This is a genomic window from Commensalibacter papalotli (ex Servin-Garciduenas et al. 2014), assembly GCF_000527695.1.
GTDB classification, from domain to species: Bacteria; Pseudomonadota; Alphaproteobacteria; order Acetobacterales; family Acetobacteraceae; genus Commensalibacter; species Commensalibacter papalotli.
This window is the reverse complement of sequence record NZ_ATSX01000002.1, coordinates 38,359-60,055: the sequence shown is the minus strand read 5'-3', so window position 1 is coordinate 60,055 and position 21,697 is coordinate 38,359. Positions and strand designations below refer to the sequence as shown.

Genomic DNA, 21,697 nt, shown 5'->3' with positions numbered 1-21,697 from the left:
ATTCTATTAAGCTACATTTTTTAAAGTTTGACCGAATAGATTTAAGGAGAAGCAGGGATGAAGCATAGTGTTATTGCTGTCAGTATGATTGGTGGATTAGCCATCTTGGCACAAATACAAACGCATGCAGTCCCTGCTTCTTTTGATATCAGAGACGATATTAAAGGTCTGGAAGATAGTTTGCCTCAAAGTTCTATTCCTGATCCGCAAGCCAATCGTTCTTATGTTCATTTTTATGAATATGCTGATCCAAATATTTCTTTATTTAAGAAGGATCATGAATTGCATGGCTTGCCTCCTTTACCTTCTTTAACTGAAGAACAAGCCTATCAAGAGGCAGAAAAAATTACAGCACAGCTTAAAAAATCAGTGCCGAATGCTATTATTTATTCTGCTCAGCGTAATAAAAAATGGGTCGCTCTTGCCAAAGAAGAAATGGAGCGTAAAGGCCCTCCCGTCAAAAGAGCTCAGTTGTTGATTGTTGTTGATCGTAATCCCAAAGTGCAAGAGTTGTGTTTTGTCTTGGCTTTGCCTAAAGGGCAGGGGGAATGGAAAGCTTTGGGTGGAGGAAAGGTTTCTACGGGTAATACTGGGCGCAAGCTTTATTATATTACACCAACGGGTGTATTTTATAATACAATTGAGCGTATTGGTTATCGTGCTTTGGGCACCAAGAATAAAAATGGTATTCGTGGTAATGGTATCAAAGGAATGCGAGTTTGGGATTTTGGATGGCAGTGGGCAGAGAAAGGTTGGTTGCCAAACAGAGAAAAAGGACAAATTCGTTTAGAAATGCATGCAACAGATCCTGATTATTTAGAGCAACGTCTGGGGCATCCTGCGTCCGAGGGTTGTATAAGAGTTGCTACCAAAATGAATGAATTTATTGATCAGAATGGTATCATTGACGTGCTATATAATCAAGCAGCACACAAAGATAAGCGTTTTAGCTCAGTTTTGTTAAGACAACGACAATCAACTCCACTAGCAGGGGACAAGCTGGTTGTAGTAGATTCTTCTCAGAGTATTGATCTACAAGGTAACTAATTCATTCAAGATAAGTTTGGTTGTTTATGTTTTATGGTGCCTAATAATGTATGTAAGCAGCTTTGTTGTTGATAAATAAAAGATGGATTATGTACTGATTTCAGAATAGTCGCTAAATGGAGTTTTTCATTTTTATCAAGGCTAGGCGCCTTACAAATCATATCGATATTGTTTAATGTTGAATCAGTTAAGGATAAATTTTGTAAGATAATACTAGGATTGATGAATAACGCATGTGCTATTGCATGATTTAGCTGTGTTTTCAGTCTGGTAGGGGTATGAGGAAGAATATTGGGAATTAAATTAGCCCATTCTTTGTTACCTTTGTAAATTTCATGAATAATGTTTTTCCACTCGTAATAATTTGTAATTTGCTTTGCGATTAATTGTGGAGTTTGTTGATCTACCGTTTTGTAAGGTTGATTATAGGATAAAGTTTGCTTTTGCTGATATTGTTTAGTAGAGAAATGAGCAGCAAAATTTTTATTTTGATTAGTATAGTAATGTGTATGTGTGAGTACAACTATTAAGAATATTATAGGAAACAAAATTATTATGGATCGAACGAAGTGAAATAATGGTTTTTTCATAAGCTTTTCAATATAATCACATGAATAATAAAATTATTTAAATTGTTGGATTAAAAAATGGCAGAATAATGGTATAAACTTAGCAAAAGATTGTTTTTAATCTAAGCCATTTTTCTTGTTGCTAAATTAGAGGAGTAAAATAGGGATGCCTATACAACCAAAAGAAGCTGAAACCTTAGAAAGTTATTTACAAAAAAAATTAGGAAGTAATTGTTTGAAAGTAGTTTTGCCCAAACGTGTTGGGCAACCTGTCGAATTATGTATTCAAAATAGCAAAGCCTTAGAGTCAATTGGTACGATTTACCGTGATGAAGATGAAGGCGAAGTTTCTTATGCGATCTCTCTGACTGTTTTAGAAGAAGATTTGACTTAGGATAACTTTGTTTTATTGATCTGATTGTTTAAAAAGTTGGAAAGTACGCTGTTCTGAAAATCTAAAGGAGGTTACTTTCCACTTCCAATCTTCAAGGCGTAATGTCATTTGAATTGGGTCATCCTTTGCTTCTCCTGGAATTACGATCACTGCACGCAATGACGTTGGGGATAAAAAACGGATTTGAGTTGCCATAAAAGATTGTAATAATGCTCGAGCCGTTGATATATTTTGTCGAGATGCATCTTGTTTGATTCGATTAATAAATTTGGTTAAATTATCAGGGGTCAAATTGTGATCAACAGCGTTGGAAACCGCTGTGACCGCAAAAGAATTTCCAAAATCTGGCAAATCGTCCTCTGAAGAAGGGATGTTTTGAATTGCTTTGGCAAGGTCAATTTGTAGGTTGTTTTTGATCGAGTGCCAATCTAAATAGGTTAATAATTTTTTTGTATCATGCGTTTCAATGGCTTTGGTAATAGACCACAATGTCATATAAGGATATGCAATATAAAGTCCACCTAGAAAAGCGAGTATAAAAATAAGCTTCCATTTTTTTAAAAATGAAAAAAACATTGAGTATTCCTTGAGCGTAAAGTTATATCTTTTAAGGTGGCGATTATAATAAAATGAATATGTATGATGGTATAGCATATATTTTATCAAAAGGATGATATAGTAATATATACCAAAAGTGTTATAGTAATTCTGGTGAAAATGATACGATTTATAATCTTTTTACAAAAATCGATCTCTAGGATAATGGAATGTGTATATAAATAATCTTAAGATGTAATATTAACATTAGATCATTTTTATATTATTAGTAAAGAGGCCTATAAAATTATTTATTCACTTTTCGAAATAAAAAAATTTATATCTGTGAAAGATAGGATCGTATGAAATATTGTTTTTCTAAATACTCTATACCTAAAATTGTGACCCAATATAAAACTGGTGCAGCTTTTGTACTGGCTTTATTAGCTGGAGGTTTGACTTTTCCTTTTTCTGGACATGCACAAACCCAACAAGAAAAACAATATATACCTGCAGCCCCTGCATCATCTCAGGCTGTAACACCACAAAATGGTAATTTACCTGCGGTAAGTGGTAATGGGCAAATTCTTCCTTCTGCGGGGGATGCTGCTGAAAAAGGTGCTGTTTCTGGAAAACCCATACCTTATTTTTTGTCTCTACGCGCAGATGAAGTCAATATGCGAGCAGGGCCAGGATCACGTTACCCAATTATTTGGACGTATCATCGTCGCAATATGCCAGTTAAAGTCACAAGAGAGTTTGATATCTGGCGTTTAGTTGAAGATGCTGATGGTCAGAAAGGCTGGATTCAGCAAGCTATTTTATCTGGAGGCCGTTCTTTTATTATTTTAGGAGAGCCCCTTTCTGTTGGTCAGGAAGTTCCTGACCAAAACAAGGACAAGGATAAAGATAAAAAGAAAAGTGAACACATGGACAGTCGTATTGTTGGATATATTGCCGATGCTCAATCGATACAGCCAGGTAAAAACAGTATTATTGTCAGAGCTGAACCCAAAGATACAGCAGCACCTGTAGCTGTTTTAAAGCCAGGGGTTGTTGGTAATATTAAATCATGTCCATCAGGTTCACAGTGGTGCAATGTTGCCATTAAAGGATATAATGGTTGGATACCACGAGATAGTTTTTGGGGAATTACACCTCAAGAAGTGATTGAAGCACATTAAGTTATTTGAGAATCAATTTTTATCTATGTTTATTGTTATAAAAACAAAATAACTATGATTCATTAATTTAGAATATATAAGGAATTAGATACATGGCTGATAAAATTAATTTATTAAGAAGTCGTCGTACAAAGATTGTTTCTACTTTGGGACCAGCATCTTCAACAAAAGAAATGATCAAGACTTTATTTATCGCTGGTGTGGATGTTTTTCGCCTGAATTTTTCTCATGGTTCTCATGAGGAACAAGCTGCACGTTATCATATTATTCGTGAACTTGAAAAAGAGACAGGCAAAGTTATCGGTGTTCTTGCTGATATTCAAGGACCAAAATTACGCGTTGGTGATTTCAAAGAAGGTAAAGTTATCCTTAAAACTGGCGCAACATTCCGTTTGGATTTAGATAAAACCTTGGGAAATGAAGAGCGCGTTTGTTTACCTCATCCAGAAATTATCAATAGCGCAGAGCCTGGATGTCGTTTATTACTTGATGATGGTAAGCTATGTTTGATCGTTCGTAAAGTTGGTAAAGATTTCCTAGAAACAGAAGTTCTCGTTGGTGGTCCTTTATCTAATCATAAAGGGGTTAATGTTCCTGATATGATTTTACCAATTCCTGCATTAACTGAAAAAGATCATAAAGATCTTAAATTTGCATTGGAATTAGGGGTTGATTTCATTGGACTTTCTTTTGTTCAACGTCCAGAAGATGTTCAAGAAGCCAAAGATATTTCCAATGGTCGTGCGTGGATTGTGACCAAAATGGAAAAACCACAAGCAATGCAAAATATCGATGCGATTTTAGAATTAACTGATGGTGTGATGGTTGCTCGTGGTGATCTTGGGGTTGAAATGCCTCCTGAAGAAGTGCCATTGGCTCAAATTAAAATTATTCGTAAAGCACGTAGTTTGGGTAAACCGGTTATTGTTGCAACGCAAATGTTGGAAAGTATGATTAGTTCTCCTACACCAACACGTGCTGAGGCTTCTGATATTGCAACAGCTGTATTTGAAGGGGCGGACGCTGTGATGCTTTCTGCAGAAAGTGCTGCTGGTCAATACCCAAAAGAAGCTGTTGCTATTATGGATCGTATTATTTCTCGTGTTGAAAAAGACGAAGAGTGGCGTAAATTAATGGAAGCAACTCGTGAACAGCCTCGTCATAATGTTGCTGATGCGATTGTGGCTGCTGCTCAAACTATTTGTAATACTTTGGAAACACCTGCTGTTGTTGCTTTTACAAGAAGAGGAAAAACAGCTCAACGTATGTCAAGAGAACGTCCTAATTCAGTAATTTTCGGCGTAACACCTACAATGGATTCAGCAAGAAAGCTCGCTTTGGTTTGGGGTGTGCATCCATATCATTCTATTACAGTTGATAATCCAGCTTGTAGTGTTGAAGATATGGTATCAGAAGCTTCTCGTATTGTTGAAAGTTACCAAGTGGTGAAAAAAGGTGATCATATGGTTGTGATTGCTGGTATGCCTTTTGGTCAAGCTGGCAGTACAAATCTTATTCGTGTTATTGATATCAATTAATTAACCAGATTAAAAAAGAGAGGGGCTACTCCTCTCTTTTTGCATTCGCCTGTTTGGAATCCTCGATTGCTTTAATAGAATCCGCAATCATTGTATGGGTTATTGGTTTGCGAATAACAAAACTTTGTTCTTTAATAAATGATTTTAACATAATTGGTGTTTCCTCATATCCTGTAATAAATAAAATAGGAAGATCGGGATAATTTTCATTAATAGCGGACAAGAAATTTGTTTGTGCGTCAGATAGCAAGCGTGTATCAACAGCAATAAAACAAAAATTATTGCAGCTTTTTAATAAAGTAAAAGTTTCTTTTTCAGTTTGTGCGATTGTCATTGAATAGCCTAGATTTTCTAGGTTTTCACTTAGCAACATACATAAATGATTATCTTGTGAAATTAATAATGTTTTAAGAGTATTGGTTTTTGCAGGGTTATTATAGAGTTTTTGAATAATTAAAGGGCGGTAATAACGCGGCAAAAACAGGCTGACAATTGTTCCTGTTTTTGGGTCGGAATCAATGGTTAAATGTCCACTGGATTGTTTTGTAAAACCATAAGCCATAGATAATCCAAGTCCAGCACGTTTTCCCAAGGGTTTTGTTGTAAAGAATGGATCAGTGGCTCTGCTGATCATATCAGGGGACATCCCTGTACCATTATCTTGAATAGTAATAACAATATAATCATTAGGCTTAATAAATTTACGCAAATGATGAGCAGACGTAATTGTTATATTTTGTGTTTTAATTAAAATTGTTCCATTTGAAGCGTGAATAGCTTCGCAGGAATTTTTAAAAATATGTAAAATAGCATTTTTTAAATGTTCTGGATCACAGAATATAGACCAAATTTCGGGTTCAAGTTGTATTTGTATATTGCTTGTTTGTTTAATATTATCTTCTTTAATAAGATTATTAAAACTGTCGAGTAAAGCCTGTATTGTGTGGTTTGGATCAATGACATGTGGGACAAGCGTTTGCCTTCTGGAAAAAGAAAGGAGCTGATGTGTAATATCTGTAGCTTGTGTTGTGGCTTTTTGTGCGGCTTCAATGTAACGGGGTAACATATCAAGTTTATTTTGCTTGATGCGCATTTGCATAAGCTCTAGATTACCAATAATTCCAGCCAGTAATGTATTAAAATCATGGGCTAATCCCCCAATAAGTTGTTCTATTGTTTGTGCAGGGGAAAGATTTGCTTCATGTGTCTGTGTGATTATACTTAACATTCCCTGCACTTGGTTATTTTTATCCAGAATAGGGCTAAATGCTACTTCGATTTGTGTTTGTATAGAATTAGGGTTTTGTGTTCCTGGAATTTGATAATCCGTAGTGTAACGAATGGTTTCTTTTTGATAAATAGCACTAACAATTTGATTGAAATGTGCTTTACGTTCAGGCCACATTTGAATTAATGGTCTTCCAAGTAAAGCAGGGTGTTTGACGCCAATCAGTTTTGCATAGGCATCATTATATAAAGCAATATTTTGCTTTCCCCAATAAATGACCATTGGTAAGGATGTATTTAAAATCAAGGATAATAAGGCTTGCAAGTTTGGTGACCAAGAATCTGGATCACCCAAAGAAGTGTTATTCCAGTCAAAACTGTTAATCAGTTGTTTGACAGTTAATGGCTCTGAAATGAGTATAGTCTTTGTCATTACGATAACTTTGCGAGTTTAAACACTGAATTATTATAACATCAAAGTACAGGACAAATAGCCTCAATGGCTAGTTTATTATTCTATTTATTATTGCACTTGTTTGTTATCAATCAAGGATTTACGGATACGCCGCCCTTTTTGAATAGTTTCAGTGATATACTCTTCATCTTTCCATCTGATTGCTTTGGCCATAGCTTGAGCGTCTTCGGTAAAGCGTGCTAGCATTTCTAAAATGGCTTCACGATTATTAATGAATACATCACGCCACATGGTTGGGTCCGAGGATGCGACGCGTGTAAAATCCCGAAATCCAGAAGCTGCATAGTCAAGGACTTCAGACCTTGTTTCCTCTTCTAGGCTATCGGCAGTGTTACAAATTGTAAAAGCAATAAGGTGAGGTAAATGGCTGACAATGGCGCAGACTTTATCATGATGTTTAATGTCCAGGATGCGGGTATTAGAACCCATTTTTTGCCAAAATTCGGTAATTTTATCGATCGCCTCTTGGGTTGTGTTTGGAGTAGGAGTGATAAGGCACCAACGATTCTCAAACAAGCTTTCGAATCCAGCATCAGGACCAGAAAATTCGGTTCCTGCCATAGGATGCGTTGGAACAAAAACAACATCAGGAGGCAAATGCGGTTCAATAGCAGCAATCACAGATGCTTTGGTAGAGCCTGTATCGGTTAGGATAGCCCCTTTTTGTAAATAAGGTGCAATTTGCTTGGTCACTTCTCCCATAACACCTACAGGGACGGCTAAAATCACACAATCAGCATCTTTAACCGCAGTTTCAGGATCAGAACAAACTTCATCGGCGATTTGTAACTCTTTTACGCGATTACAAACATCTGGGTTATTATCATAAGCCACTGTATAAGTCGCAAGAGAACGATCTTTTTGGATACGTCTTAAAATAGAAGAGCCAATGAGCCCTGGTCCAATAACAGTAACACGATGGAATATTGAAGATGTCATGATGAGTAATCGATATAAAAAGGTTAAAAAGAACGAAGAGGCTAAGTTGACGTTACATCAAGTTTTTTATTTTTGTCAGGATTTTTTCGTAAATATTGAATCTCGCTGAATTGCCACAAAAGCAAAGCTGGAATACCGATAATTAAATCTCTTGCTCGGCGTAATATGGATAGGCCAAAAGATAATGAAGGATCAATTCCAAAAATGGCACCAATAAGAACATAGGCGCCTTCTTGGATACCAACACTGGCGGGAACAATAAATCCTATTGTTAAAACAACACAGACCAAAGCTTCAATGGTAATGGCTTCCATTAAGTTAATATCAGCACCCAGAAAGTGGTAACATATCCAAGTTCCGATACCGCTACCCATCCAACCAGCAAAATGAATAAAACAGCTATAGATGATTCGTGTGGGATTAGCCCAAATTTGATCTAGTGGTTCTTGTAACGATTCCGCACTGGATGCGATTTTACCATTCCATTGTTGGGCGATATTAGAGCTGAGTGAGTTGAAGATTTTTCGAAATAAGAGACTTCCTTGCCTTTGTGTCCAAATGAAAGGAATCAGTCCTAATATTAATAAAAGGATACTAAGAATAATAAACCATTTTAAGTTTACATGAATACCGAACAAAGGGAAGTCAGGTAAATGAGTATGATACCCGCCGATAAGTAGGGTAATAATTCCAATAATAATAAATAAAACCTGTCCCAGCGTTTCGGTTGTAATATCAACAATATTAGAGCTTATCCCTTGGGAAACTGATAAATCAGAAGGGTTTTTAATATATTTATATCCTTTAAAACAAACAGCACGTACTCCGAGGACAATGCCACCAATTTGTGAAAATGGTAAGCATGTTGCTGCAGATTCCCTTAGAGTTCTTGCCCAAAATAATCTGACCAACCCTAATTGTGGACAAATACAGTGCCATGCCCAACCCAGGACTACAATAATCATTAATTGCCATAAAGACAGGATTAAGAGCTTTCCAACACCTATGGAAAAGACGGACTTAAAGATACTGTCTGCACCTATCCAAGCTGCACCAGCAATAATGAGGCTGAGCCCCAAAAAGAATAGAATAATTGAAATTTTTTTCAAAATAGACCGTGTATCTTTGTAAAAGAGAAGTTATTATCTGATTTATTGGAATGCATAGTAATGATATAAAAGCCATTACTATTATGTTTGAATAACAGATTCAACGTTCTATGTGAAATTTTTATAATTTTGATCGGGGGCTTTATGACTACCTCAACTTTTATCACTGGGGTTACAGGGTTTGTTGGTTCAGCAGTTGCACGTAAACTGATTGAGAATGGACATCGTTTGAAAGTCCTGGCACGTCCCAGCAGTAATAAATCAAATTTACAGGGCTTGGACGCAGAAATTGTTGAGGGGGATTTATTGAACCCTGAAGCTTTTACGCAATCTTTACGTGGATGCAAATATCTGTTTCATGTGGCGGCAGATTATCGTCTGTGGGTTCCTGATCCCAAGCGCATGATGGAAATTAATGTTGAGGGAACACGCCGTTTAATGTTGGCCGCACAACAGGCAGGTGTTGAGAAGATCGTATATTGCTCTTCTGTTGCAGCGTTGGGATTGGTGGGCGACGGCAGTATTGCAGACGAGACAACACCTGTACATAAAATTATTGGTGTTTACAAACAATCAAAATATGAAGCAGAACAAGCGGTATTAAAATTAATTAAAGAAAATAAATTGCCAGCGGTTATTGTTAATCCGTCAACACCAATTGGTCCCAGAGATATTAAACCAACACCAACTGGTCAAATGATACTTGATTGTATCAAGGGAAAAATGCCAGCTTATGTTGATACAGGGTTGAATATAGTGCATGTTGATGATGTTGCTCAGGGGCATTTATTAGCTCTTGAAAAAGGTATCATTGGTGAAAAGTATATTCTTGGAGGTGAAAATATGTCTCTTCGAGATTTATTTGCGATGACCTCCAAGATTGCGAATGTCAGGCCTCCTTTGGTAAGGTTAAATCAAAAAGTTATATGGCCCGTGGCAGTGGTTTCTGAATGGATGGCTAATCAATTCAACATTCAACCGCGCGTTACGCGTGAGATGTTATTAATGTCATATAAGAAAATGTTTTTTTCTTCTGCAAAGGCAGAAAAAGAATTGGGATATACGCATAGACCTGCACATGAGGCAATAAAAGATGCGGTTGATTGGTTTCGCCAGCAAAGATATGTAAGCTAGTGCATGAGTTTGTTATTTATATATAAAGGGTTTACGAGTTAATTTACTAATTAGAGAATTTTAAAATTATGACTATTATTGCTATTTGCTCTTTTGTGATTTGGATTTATTTATTTTTTTTGCATGGACGTTTTTGGGGAAGAGGACCTATTTTACACTCTTTTCCTCAATCAACTTTAGAGACAATGCCTGAAAAATGGCCTGATATTTATGTGGTTATTCCCGCCCGAGATGAGGCTGAGACTATAGAATGTGTTACGAACTCTTTGCTCCATCAAGATTATGTTGGTGACTATAAGGTTCTCGTTGTAGATGATGCTAGTGTTGATCATACAGGCGATATTGTTAAAAATTATAAACAAAATTTACCAGCATCTTTTCAAAACCGTTTGGACGTTATTGAAACAACCGAACGTCCCGAAGGATGGAGTGGAAAATTATGGGCATTATCCACTGGGGTTGATTATATAAAAAAAAAATACACAACGGAAAATGCTTTTTTCTTTTTTACGGATGCAGATATAGAACATGAGCCATCTCATTTAACGACCTTAGCTTGTAAGGCGTTAAAGGATCAATTAGATCAAGTCTCTGAGATGGTTAAATTAAGATGTAAGAATCTCTATGAAAAAGCGCTTATCCCAGCTTTTGTTTATTTTTTTTGTATGCTTTATCCTTTTTCCAAGGTGAATAAAAAGAGTTCTCCTGTCGCTGCGGGTGCGGGGGGAACGGTTTTACTTCGTAGCCGTATGTTAACTAAAATTGGTGGTGTTGCAGCATTAAAAAATGCTTTGATTGATGATGTTACTTTGGCTTTTTTAGTTAAAAGGAACGGTGGTAATATTTACCTAGGGCATAGCAGTTTGGCTCGCTCATTAAGACCTTATGACAAATTAAGTGATATTTGGAATATGATTACACGCACAGCTTATGTGCAGTTGCGCTATTCTTTTGCTATGCTATTAGTGACAGTTATTTTAATGTCATTGATGTGGTTTGTTCCTTTTATACAAATATTAATAGCCCATGGAACAGCTCAAAAATTTGCAATTGTTACATATGTTATTTCGATTTGCTCTTTTATTCCAACTTTATCGAGATTCAACCTATCCTTTTTATGGATGATTGCACTGCCAATTGTGGCTTTATTTTATTTACTGGCAACGATTGGGTCTGCGTTAAATTATTACCTTGGCAAAGGAATGATGTGGAAGGGACGGGCTTATGTTACCCCTGCGATTGGGGGGGATAAAAAAGAATTACAAATCGAATTAGAAAATATGGTAAGCTCTGAACACAATAATCAAACTATAGAGCAAAAGGATAATTCATGACGGCTGCCAAGCAAAGTAAATCGTATTTATATGATTCTTCTCTTTGGGGGGATAAGGATGTTTCCTCTGGAAAAGCGGCCAAAGATGAAAATTTTCCTGTTGGCTCACTGTTAATTAGCCGTCAACTAAGGCCCCATGTGCAAGCATATTATGATTTTGCCAGGGTTATAGATGATATTGCTGATGCAGAAACGTTGTCTTCTGAGGAAAAAATTAACCGTTTAAATGCGATGGAAACTGTTGTATGTAAGGATGTCCCTGCGCCTGATCGTGCTGATGTTTTAACGGCTCGATATTTGTATAACAGTTTTATTGAAACGGGCGTTCCTGTTGATACAGCAACCGATCTGCTGATTGCTTTTCGTCAAGATGCGGTAAAAAATCGTTATGAAACTATGGATGAATTGATGCAGTATTGTTGCTATTCTGCTAATCCTGTGGGGCGTTTTTTACTTCATTTACATAAAGAGGGACCAGATACCTTTCCTGCTTCTGATGCATTATGTACTTCATTACAAATTTTAAACCATTTGCAAGATTGCAAGACAGATTTAATTAAATTAGATCGCTGTTATATACCTCTTGAGTTAATGAAAAAATATAATGTTAAGGTAGAGGATTTGCTTGCCCCTCAAATGAGTTTTTCTTTGAGAAAAGTATTTCACGTTTTATTAGATCATGTTGATGTGCTTAATAGAGAGGCTGAGTTTTTGCCACGATTAACACAAGATCGACGCTTGCGTCTAGAAGCAGCAGTCATCGTATATTTAGCCAAATTTTTGGCACAAAGATTACGGAATGAAGATCCTTTGGCGGCTGATGTTAAATTAAGCAAAAAAAATGTTTTATATTCTGTTTTAAAGTCATTTCGTTATTTTATGTAAAAATATGTGATGAGATAGATGATATTTGTTTGTATCCAATTAAAAGAAAAGGATATATAGCTTAAAGCTGTATGTTTTTTCAAAATTGACAGTTGTGCACTGAGTTTTATTGTCATTAAAGAAAGGTCTGATCAAATTATGCCTAAGCCGTTAGCTGAAGCAGCACAGATAATGGGGTGCAGCGCACTTGATTTGACTGAGGTAGAAAAGGTTGTTCGCAAATCCAAGACCTCTTTTGCTACGGGGATGCAAATATTACCCCCAGAGCGTCGTTATGGAATGTATGCGCTTTATAGTTTTTGTCGTATTGTTGATGATATTGCAGATGAAGACGGAGATGTCCCAACAAAACATCGTTTGTTACAAGAATGGCGTGACAGGCTTGATGGTTTATACGCAGGACAAGCTACAGATGCAGTTGAACGAGTATTATTAGCAACGATTCAGCGTTTTAATTTAAAGCAACAGGATTTTATCGATATCATTAATGGTATGGAGATGGATGTTGAACATCCTATTGTTGCCCCAGATGAACAGACTTTCGATCTTTATTGCGATCGTGTTGCTTCTGCTGTGGGTCGTCTGGCTGTACGTATTTTTGGTGATAGCTCTGATGCTGCCCAAAAAGTAGCGTATCATTTAGGCAGAGCTTTGCAAATCACGAATATTTTGCGTGATATACAAGAAGATGCAGAGCGTGGCCGTTTATATTTACCAAAAGAGTTGTTGGAACGCTTTCACCTTCCTTTAACACCCAAAGAATGTGTTAACAGCGTTTATGTTGATCATGTATGTCATATTTTGGCGTATAGAGCTTTGGATCATTTTAGGTTATCACGTGAGTTTATGGCACAATGTAGTCCAACGGCCTTACGTCCAGCCAAAATTATGGCAATTACGTATAAATTTTTACTGGCTAAGCAAAAAAAAGTTGGGTGGAAACCACCCTTTAAGAGAGTCTCTTTGTCTTTGATTGAAAAAATCGGAGTTGCAGGAATTGGAGTAATCATGAGTTATATTGGTTTGAAGAGATAGATTTTTGGGATGGCAAAAAAACATATTCATATTATTGGTGGCGGGTTAGCAGGGCTGGCAGCTGCGGTTTCTTTATCTCAAAGATCTGATGCTCAGGTTATTCTATATGAAAGCAGTCCGTCTTTGGGGGGCAGAGCACGTTCTTTTTATGATGCTAATCTAGATCGTACGATCGATAATGGTAATCATCTGATTTTATCAGGCAATGACGCTGTTTTTAAATATTTGAATTTAATTGACGCAACCAATAGTTTGACTGGATCTGGGTATCCTTTATTTCCTTTCGTTGATTTAGAAGAAGGAAAACGTTGGGATTTATTATTATCAAAAGGTCGTTTTCCTTGGTGGTTATTTTTTGCCAAACATCGCGTGCCAGATTTTAAATTTCCAGAATTGTTGGCGTTATGGAAATTATTAAAAGCAGATACTCAAAAAACTGTTGCTGATTGTTTGGTAAATGGACAGCTATCACGTCGGTTATTACAACCTTTTGCAGTTTCTGCATTAAATACGTCTTGTGATGCTGGCAGTGCTTTATTAATGGGCTCTGTGGTGCGTCAGTCTTTGATGAAAGGTGGGAAGGGATGTATTCCTTATTTTCCTAAAATAGGCCTTTCTGAAAGTTTCGTGCAGCCAGCAGTATCTTTGATTGCTTTGCAAGGTGGTATAATTAATACTAAATCAAGGCTTTCAGAGTTACATGTCCAAGACGGTAAGATTGATTATTTTATTATGAATAATAATAAAATAGATGTGGGCCCAGAAGATACTGTTATCCTAGCATTAAGTGCGCATGTCGCAGAGCAAATACTTGGTGCTGTTTGTCCTAAGGTTAAAGTTCCTAATCAATTTGAAAGTATATTAAATCTACATTACGCAGTAGATCCAAATTTGCGGATTAAAGGTAGTATAGATAAAGCTAAATTTGTGGGTGTCATTGGTGGTATAAGTGAATGGATTTTTGTAAGGCCTGGTGTCATTTCAATTACGGTCAGTGCGGCTAATCGTTTTACAGGATGTCAGCATGAAAATCTTGCCTCGTTAATTTGGCAAGAAGTTTGTGAGGTTTTATCTCCTGTTATAGAAACACCTTTACCTCAAGCCATTCCTAATCATCGTTTATTATGGGAAAAAAGGGCAAGCTTTGTTGCTACAGTTGAGCAAAATCATCGTAGGCCTTCTTGTTACACACCATATCAAAATCTTTTTTTGGCGGGTGATTGGGTTGCAACGGGGCTTCCTGCAACAATTGAGGGGGCTATTCGTTCTGGGTTTGGGGCTGCTGAAGCAGTTTTTTCTTCTAAAATCGTTTAAGAATATATATGATTATAATTGTTGAAAGATGTTCATTCGCTTTCAACACTTTGTATTGAATCAATAAAAAGGAAATATTTGACTATGCTGAATCATGTTGACTCTTTAGAAAAGCCAATAAAAGACGAAGCATTGGATCGTGCTATTTTGCAGGCACAAAATATCTTAGCAAATCGTCAAAACGAGGATGGACATTGGGTTTTTGAATTAGAAGCTGACGCAACAATTCCTGCAGAATATGTATTATTAGAACATTTTCTTGATCGTATTGATACAGAATTACAAGAAAAAATCGGTGTATATTTACGTCGAATTCAAGGGGATCATGGCGGATGGCCACTTTATTATGGTGGTAAATTCGATATTTCAGCCTCTGTCAAAGCATATTTTGCATTAAAAGCGATTGGCGATGATGTTGATGCACCGCATATGATACGTGCCAGAACGGCAATTTTGGCTCATGGTGGCGCGGAAACGGCAAATGTTTTTACACGTACTCAGTTAGCCTTGTTTGGTGAAGTCCCTTGGTATGCAACCCCTGCAATGCCTGTTGAATTGATGTTAATGCCAAAATGGGCTTTATTCTCAGTCTGGAATATGTCTTACTGGTCCAGAGCAGTGATTGCACCATTGGTTTTGTTGGTTTCTTTGAAGGGTAGAGCTGTTAATCGTTATAATATTCATGTTCAAGAACTTTTTATAACACCACCTGATCAAATTAAAGAATGGATTAAAGGTCCATTTCGTTCTCAATGGGGATATTTATTTAAATATCTTGATAAAGTTGTTCGTCCTATGGAAAAACTATTTCCTAGTTTTTTACGTAAACATGCACAAAAGAAAACAGTAGAATTTATTGAAAAACGTTTGAACGGCGAGGATGGATTGGGTGCGATTTATCCAGCAATGGCGAATTCTGTGATGGCATTTCGTTGTATGGGTATGCGTGATGATGATCCTCGCGCAGTAATTGCCTGGAAATCAGTAAAAAAACTGATGGTTGTCAAGGATGATGAGGCATATTGCCAACCTTGTGTTTCTCCAATTTGGGATACAGCATTGACAGGGCATGCCATGATGGAAACGGCTTCTGGTATTCGTGCAGAAGATCGTGAAAAAACAATGGATAAGCTTGCCAAGGCATCTAAGTGGTTAAAAGAGCGTCAGATTTTGGATGTAAAGGGCGATTGGGCAATTAATTGTCCAGATGTTGCCCCTGGTGGATGGGCATTCCAATATAATAACGATTATTATCCGGACGTTGATGATACTGCTGTTGTTGGGATGTTATTACATCGAGAAGGAAAACCAGAGCATCAAGAATCAATTGAACGTGCGCGTCATTGGATTATTGGAATGCAAAGCTCTAATGGTGGCTGGGGTGCATTTGATATTGATAATGATAAAATGCTGTTGAATCATATACCATTCTCAGATCATGGTGCATTGCTTGACCCACCAACAGTGGATGTTGCAGCACGTTGTATTTCTTTTCTTGCGCAATTGGGACATCCAGAGGATAAGGCAGTCATTGATCGGGGAATGAATTTTTTACGTGCTGAACAAGAGAGTTTTGGTGCGTGGTTTGGTCGTTGGGGAACGAATTATATTTATGGAACCTGGTCCGCATTATGTGCTTTCAATGCGGTCGGTATTTCTAATCAAGATCCCGCGGTAAAGAAAGCTGTTGATTGGTTGCTTTGTGTTCAACGTCCTGATGGTGGTTGGGGTGAAGGTGAAGAATCCTATGAAGGTGGTACTCCGGGACAATATCATACCAGCCTTCCTTCTCAAACGGCTTGGGCTTTGCTTGGATTAATGGCAGCAGGTCAACATAACCATCCAGCAGTACAAAAAGGTATTCAATGGTTGATGGAAAACCAAGAGGAAGATGGGCAATGGGATGAAAAACCATATAATGCGATTGGTTTCCCAAGGGTCTTTTACCTACGTTATCATGGATATCGTCAATTTTTTCCTTTATTTGCGTTATCTCGTTTTCGTAATCTACAATCTAGTAATACTGGTAAAGTCGAGGTTGGTTTCTAATGCAACGTATTGGTGTTTTGGTTGGAATGCAATCAGAGGCGAAGTTAGCTCGTCATTTATATCCAGCAGCTATTGAAGCAAGTGGTGCAACCAAAGAAGGTGCAAAATCTGCATTAAAGCGTTTGATTGCAGCAAAAGTTACCTCGATTGTGTCTTTTGGTTTCGCAGCAGGATTAGATCCGTTAATTAAAGCTGGAACGATTTTACTTCCTAATGTTATTCACGTAAGGGGTAAAGATTATGTTTCGGATCCTGCTTTACGGTTAAAGCTAGGTGCCGAAAAATCCCGAATTAAAGTTGGCGCTTTATTGCACAGCGATGAGATTATTACGGCATCTGCTGAAAAGCAAAAGCTTTTTGTGCAGACAGGTTGTGTGGCTCTAGATATGGAAAGTGGTATTGTTGCGCAATATTGTGAAGATCATAAAATCCCCTTTGCAGTTTTAAGAGTTGTTTGTGATTCTGCGGCAAGGGATTTGCCTCCGTTAGCTTGTTTGGCTTTATCTCATGACGGTAATTTAAAAATATCTCAGATGGCTAAGAGTTTACTTGTCAATCCAGCACAGATTTCTGGATTAATTAAATTAGGGGTGGATGCTGGACTTGCTTATAGGCAATTAAATAACTTTGTTCACCAAAAAAATATGTTTGAAAGTGTTTAATATTTTTAGAATATAGGCATTTATTGTTTTATTTTAAAAGATGATTGAGAATTCTGTCGTTAAATAGTGATAATTAAAATTGATAGAATTCTCAATCGATTATTTACTCAGAGAGTTTATTTTGCAAATAGTTCGGTCAAACGATTTAATGTTGTTGGAATATCGTCAATAACTTCGAATAGCTCTAGCATAGAGGGGTCGGCAAACCCTTCATCAACAATAGTTTTAAGTTGATTACAAACCGCTTCTGCCCAGTTTTGGATGTTTATAATAATAATTGGTTTTGTATGAAGATGAAGCTGTTTCCACGTTAAAATTTCAAAGAATTCATCAAAAGTTCCAATACCTCCAGGTAAACACAAAAAAGCATCAGCTTCATTATATAGGATTTCTTTACGTTGATGCATGTCTTCGGTAATAACAAGATCTTTAACGCGAGAATGTTGTCCTTCTTTTTTTTGTAAGAATTTTGGAATAATCCCTTTTACAGCACCATTCAAATCTAATACCGTATTAGAAACTGTACCCATAATACCAACATTTCCTCCTCCAAAAACGAGGCGGAAATTATTATGTACTAGCCCAATACCAAGATCCTTCCCCGCTTGTTCATAAGCAGGATGATTCCCTAGATGGGAACCACAAAAAACAGTAATAGAATGCGTATATGTAGACATTAATTTTAACTTTTTAATATTTGTTTTAATAAGATTGGGGAAGGTTACGATATTTTGATTGATAGTGCAAAATATAGGTTAAAATAGTTCCTGTAAGGGTAAAGACAGCTGCGCTAAGAAATAACCAATAATAACCCCAATGTAGGTGAATAAACCCTAATAATGGTCCGGCTATAAAAAGGGCTATATCAAGAAAAAGTCCAAAACAGGCAAGTGCCGAACCGCGATTTTCTGCACCTACGGTAGAAATAGCAATAATTCCTAAAGCAGGAAAAATCAAAGAAAATCCACATCCAGTTAGGCCTGCACCGATATAGGTGCCCACAACAGAATGACTAAATGCAATTAAGCATAATCCAATCGTTTCAACGCTCAAAGAAACAATAGAAACAATATATCCTCCAAATTTATCAATAGAGCTTTTAAAGATAAAACGGATAAGGACAAAACATCCTCCAAAAAGAGAAATAGCATAAGCAGACCCATTCCACCCATTATAAACGAAATATAATGCCATAAAAGCTTGGATACTGCCAAAGCCGATGGTTCCTAGTCCCAGACCTGCACCTGTAGGTAAAACGCGCATAAAGACTTTGGCAAAAGAAAGGCGCGGGGCGGTTGATGGGTTGGGGGGAATATTTTGAAAGGTTAATGCTAGTAATGCTCCTCCTGCGGCGAGAACTGTCGTTAAAATTGCAATACTATTTAGCCCTCCCCAAAAGCCAGGAAGTTTTGTAAGAAAAATTCCCAAAGGTGCTCCGATTGCCATTCCACCATAAGAAGTGACACCATTCCAAGAAATGACTTGAGTAGCATTTTCAACACCGACACGACTAATATTCCAAAGATTGGTTCCTGTGGATGCCCAACTTTCAGAAGCGCCCATACAAAAACGTCCTAGTATAATAATTAAAAGTGCGATTAATGGCTGACTGAGGAAGAATGAAGAACCAAGTGTAAATAATCCACCACAAGCACTGACAATAAGACCTATCACAACAGAGCTTTTAGCACCCTTGGTATCAATCCATTTACCTGCGCCTGGTCTGCTAAGGAAAGTTGCAATATATGCAATAGAAACAGCCATCCCAGCAATGACAGAGTTATAGCCTAGTTGTTGATTAACAAATAAAGGAATAACCGCAAAAGGCATTCCAACATTGATGTAACAAATCAAATTAAAAATAACAACAGCGAGGATTTTAAGCGTAATTTTACTGGGTTTAAGGCTATTAATAGGCATTTTATGGAGGCACAATTCTTCGATTTAATTATTATGTTGATTATAAAGATAGCTATAAGAGAGATTAGTTTATATTTTAAGTAAACAGCTACGATGATAAAATGATTGTGTGGATAAGGAAAGGAAATATTTGTGCAAACAATTTTAAGTGTTGTTGATCAAGGGCTACCCCAATCTTTGGATAAATTATTTGAAATTCTAAGAATACCCAGTGTTTCAGCTGATCCTGCTTATGTTCACGAGTGTCGAAATGCGGCGAATTGGTTTAAAAACTATTTAGAGTCTTTTAATTTTACAACTAAAATTTGTGAAACAGAAGGTCATCCTATTGTCTTAGCACAAGAGCTCTCAGCAACAAATGCGCCACATATTTTATTTTATGGTCATTATGATGTGCAGCCTGTTGATCCAATTGAGTTATGGAAGATACCTCCATTTGAGCCTTGTCTACGTAAAGATTCAGAAGGTCGTGAAATTATTCATGGCCGAGGTTCTTCTGACGATAAAGGACAGATTTTAACATTCCTTGAGGCTTGTCGCAGAATATACCAGCAAACAGGTCAGTTTCCTGTTCGTATTACCGTGATTTTAGAAGGTGAAGAAGAAAGTGGCGGGGAGCATTTGCCAGGTTTTCTTGCTGAACAAAAAGCAAATCTTCATCCAGATATGGCTTTTATTTGTGATACGGATATGGCAACACCTGATGTGCCAGCCATTACCGCAATGGTGAGAGGTTTGGTGGGTGAAGAAGTAACCATTTATGCAGCTAATCGTGATTTACATTCAGGCCTCTATGGCAATGCCGCGCGTAACCCTATTCAAGTATTAGCAGAGATCATTACCTCTTTAAGAGATGATCAAGGTCGTGTAACAGTGCCAGATTTTTATGAAGGTGTTCCAGAAATACCCGTTGATATTAGGACCAAATGGCAAGAAATTGGGAAAACGAATGACAACCTTTTGACTCCTATAGGATTAAAAGAGCCTGCAGGTGAAAAACAGTTTAATGCTATAGAGCAAACATGGTGTCGCCCTAGTTGTGAAATCAATGGGATAAGTGGTGGCTATGAAGGTGCGGGATTTAAAACGGTTATCCCTGCTAAAGCCACAGCAAAGATTTCTTTTCGTTTGGTAGGAAAACAAGATCCAATAAAAATTAGAAAGAATTTTCGTGATTTTGTCAGCAACATTATCCCAAAAGACAGTACAGTGGAATTTGAATCACACGGAGCCTCTCGGGCAGGAATGGTGTCTTTAGATGGCCCTGTCCTAGAAACTGTATGCAATGCTTTGAAAGATGAGTGGAATTGTGAAACAGCCATTGTTGGTAGTGGTGGGGCTATTCCTGTTGTGAATGATTTGCAAAAAATATTTGGAATAGAATCTTTTTTGGTTGGGTTTGCAAATGTGGATGATTGTATTCACTCCCCTAATGAAAAATATAATCTGCGTTCTTTTCACAAGGGGATACGTTCTTGGGTACGTATTTTATATGCATTACAAGAGGTAAAGTTATAACAATACGTCTAATAAAGGAGGTAAGTATTTTTCAAGCTTAACGCGTAAAGGCATTAAATAGGTGTGATTGTTTGTTTGTTTAATGAGGGTTAATGCGCGTTTAGCAAAAGCAATATTAGCTTCTAAGGTTGGTTCAAAACGATGGGGAAAAATGACACGATTAGTGACTTCCCAATAAGATTTCGATTTTGGACCAACGACTGGAGATAACCCCCAGAAAACAGTTTTTTCGTGTAGCCAATCCATACAGAGTTCCAGCAATTTTTCATCAAAGATAGGTTGTGTAAAAAAACCTGTTGCTCCCGAAGCTTCTTTCGATTCAATATATTCCAGCTCTTCTTTGGGAGAACGGCGATAAGGATCAAAAGCTGCATATAAAGTTAAGTGTGGCAGTTCTTTTTTATAACGGCGTAAAATCGTTTCTGTAGTATTGGGATAAGTAACTTTATGTAAATCAGCTGGTGGATCTCCTTGAATAATCAAAATTTCTTTAAGGTCGTTTTGATTATGTCCAGGTAACGGGGCATCAGGATTAATATCAATGGCTCTGATATGAGGAATAGTATTAGGGTATAAGGGTGCTGTAATATCGAAAGCTTCCCAACTTCGCAAAGGAAAACGCATTAAATCAGGAATATTAATCGTATCAGCAACGGGGAAGTATTGTTTGATTAATTGGGTATCGATCAAAAGGCTTTCATTGTCCCGAGGGATTAATTCAATTGAAATGCGTGTCATTTTTTATCCTTTATTGTTTGATTTATAGTATAAAGGTTTGATAATGACTGCAAGCCACCTTGATTAAGTTTATTTTTTATTACTAATGAT

General features: G+C 37.1%; 20 protein-coding genes. 12 read left to right on the top strand and 8 right to left on the bottom strand.

Going from position 1 to position 21,697, the window contains the following annotated elements; all coding sequences use genetic code 11:
• Nucleotides 1-57 precede the first annotated feature (57 nt).
• Nucleotides 58-1,047, top strand: coding sequence for a L,D-transpeptidase (locus COMX_RS07325; RefSeq protein WP_034339405.1), 990 nt, complete (start codon nt 58-60; stop codon nt 1,045-1,047).
• A 5-nt stretch (nt 1,048-1,052) separates the two neighbouring features.
• Here COMX_RS07325 and COMX_RS07320 read toward each other — a convergent pair whose 3' ends face one another.
• Entirely contained in the window at nt 1,053-1,595 is a 543-nt protein-coding gene (locus tag COMX_RS07320; protein WP_152534194.1) for a hypothetical protein, read from the bottom strand.
• 187 nt (nt 1,596-1,782) lie between these two features.
• Here COMX_RS07320 and COMX_RS07315 point away from each other — a divergent pair, with 187 nt between their 5' ends.
• Entirely contained in the window at nt 1,783-2,010 is a 228-nt protein-coding gene (locus COMX_RS07315; protein WP_034339400.1) for a DUF3126 family protein, read from the top strand.
• A 12-nt stretch (nt 2,011-2,022) separates the two neighbouring features.
• On the opposite strand, the gene COMX_RS10730 is transcribed toward COMX_RS07315, so the two are convergent.
• On the bottom strand, nt 2,023-2,586 hold the full coding sequence (locus COMX_RS10730) for a DUF2939 domain-containing protein (RefSeq protein ID WP_051462006.1): 564 nt from the start codon (nt 2,584-2,586) through the stop codon (nt 2,023-2,025).
• A gap of 323 nt (nt 2,587-2,909) precedes the next feature.
• Here COMX_RS10730 and COMX_RS07305 point away from each other — a divergent pair, with 323 nt between their 5' ends.
• Both COMX_RS07305 and pyk read left to right on the top strand, forming a co-directional pair.
• Complete coding sequence (locus COMX_RS07305) at nt 2,910-3,731, top strand: SH3 domain-containing protein (protein WP_051462005.1); 822 nt, start codon at nt 2,910-2,912, stop codon at nt 3,729-3,731.
• 92 nt (nt 3,732-3,823) lie between these two features.
• A complete protein-coding gene (pyk, locus tag COMX_RS07300) occupies nt 3,824-5,269 on the top strand; it encodes a pyruvate kinase (protein WP_034339396.1) in 1,446 nt (481 codons plus the stop codon).
• 25 nt (nt 5,270-5,294) lie between these two features.
• Here pyk and COMX_RS07295 read toward each other — a convergent pair whose 3' ends face one another.
• From COMX_RS07295 to COMX_RS07285, 3 genes are all read right to left on the bottom strand, one after another.
• Nucleotides 5,295-6,929 carry a PAS domain-containing sensor histidine kinase gene (locus COMX_RS07295; RefSeq protein WP_034339394.1) on the bottom strand — a complete coding sequence of 545 codons (1,635 nt, stop codon included), beginning with the start codon at nt 6,927-6,929 and terminating at the stop codon, nt 5,295-5,297.
• Nucleotides 6,930-7,019: 90 nt separating this feature from the next.
• Nucleotides 7,020-7,910 (bottom strand): prephenate/arogenate dehydrogenase family protein, encoded by an 891-nt coding sequence (locus COMX_RS07290; RefSeq protein WP_034339392.1) that lies wholly within the window; start codon nt 7,908-7,910, stop codon nt 7,020-7,022.
• Between the two features lie 41 nt (nt 7,911-7,951).
• Complete coding sequence (locus tag COMX_RS07285) at nt 7,952-9,019, bottom strand: lysylphosphatidylglycerol synthase domain-containing protein (RefSeq protein ID WP_051462004.1); 1,068 nt, start codon at nt 9,017-9,019, stop codon at nt 7,952-7,954.
• 144 nt (nt 9,020-9,163) lie between these two features.
• Between COMX_RS07285 and hpnA the strand changes: the two genes are divergently transcribed.
• The 7 genes from hpnA (at nt 9,164) to COMX_RS07250 (ending at nt 17,431) form a co-directional block, all read left to right on the top strand.
• Nucleotides 9,164-10,153, top strand: coding sequence for a hopanoid-associated sugar epimerase (hpnA, locus tag COMX_RS07280; protein WP_034339391.1), 990 nt, complete (start codon nt 9,164-9,166; stop codon nt 10,151-10,153).
• A gap of 68 nt (nt 10,154-10,221) precedes the next feature.
• Entirely contained in the window at nt 10,222-11,487 is a 1,266-nt protein-coding gene (locus COMX_RS07275; RefSeq protein ID WP_235176829.1) for a glycosyltransferase, read from the top strand.
• Entirely contained in the window at nt 11,484-12,371 is an 888-nt protein-coding gene (locus tag COMX_RS07270; RefSeq protein WP_034339385.1) for a squalene/phytoene synthase family protein, read from the top strand. The genes COMX_RS07275 and COMX_RS07270 overlap by 4 nt, the downstream gene beginning before the upstream one ends.
• A gap of 138 nt (nt 12,372-12,509) precedes the next feature.
• Complete coding sequence (gene hpnD, locus COMX_RS07265; protein ID WP_034339382.1) at nt 12,510-13,406, top strand: presqualene diphosphate synthase HpnD; 897 nt, start codon at nt 12,510-12,512, stop codon at nt 13,404-13,406.
• Nucleotides 13,407-13,415: 9 nt separating this feature from the next.
• Entirely contained in the window at nt 13,416-14,720 is a 1,305-nt protein-coding gene (gene hpnE, locus COMX_RS07260) for a hydroxysqualene dehydroxylase HpnE (protein ID WP_034339378.1), read from the top strand.
• A gap of 84 nt (nt 14,721-14,804) precedes the next feature.
• A complete protein-coding gene (shc, locus tag COMX_RS07255; protein WP_034339375.1) occupies nt 14,805-16,769 on the top strand; it encodes a squalene--hopene cyclase in 1,965 nt (654 codons plus the stop codon).
• Complete coding sequence (locus COMX_RS07250; protein WP_034339371.1) at nt 16,769-17,431, top strand: phosphorylase family protein; 663 nt, start codon at nt 16,769-16,771, stop codon at nt 17,429-17,431. Before shc ends, COMX_RS07250 begins: the two co-directional genes overlap by 1 nt.
• Before the next feature lie 116 nt (nt 17,432-17,547).
• Here COMX_RS07250 and COMX_RS07245 read toward each other — a convergent pair whose 3' ends face one another.
• Together COMX_RS07245 and COMX_RS07240 are read right to left on the bottom strand one after the other, a co-directional pair.
• Nucleotides 17,548-18,108, bottom strand: coding sequence for an LOG family protein (locus COMX_RS07245; RefSeq protein WP_034339368.1), 561 nt, complete (start codon nt 18,106-18,108; stop codon nt 17,548-17,550).
• Between the two features lie 25 nt (nt 18,109-18,133).
• Complete coding sequence (locus COMX_RS07240) at nt 18,134-19,351, bottom strand: MFS transporter (RefSeq protein WP_034339364.1); 1,218 nt, start codon at nt 19,349-19,351, stop codon at nt 18,134-18,136.
• Nucleotides 19,352-19,483: 132 nt separating this feature from the next.
• On the opposite strand from COMX_RS07240, the gene COMX_RS07235 reads away from it, so the two are divergent.
• On the top strand, nt 19,484-20,869 hold the full coding sequence (locus tag COMX_RS07235) for a M20/M25/M40 family metallo-hydrolase (protein WP_084051558.1): 1,386 nt from the start codon (nt 19,484-19,486) through the stop codon (nt 20,867-20,869).
• Here COMX_RS07235 and COMX_RS07230 read toward each other — a convergent pair.
• Complete coding sequence (locus tag COMX_RS07230) at nt 20,864-21,607, bottom strand: methylenetetrahydrofolate reductase (protein ID WP_034339358.1); 744 nt, start codon at nt 21,605-21,607, stop codon at nt 20,864-20,866. The genes COMX_RS07235 and COMX_RS07230 overlap by 6 nt on opposite strands.
• Nucleotides 21,608-21,697 lie beyond the last annotated feature (90 nt).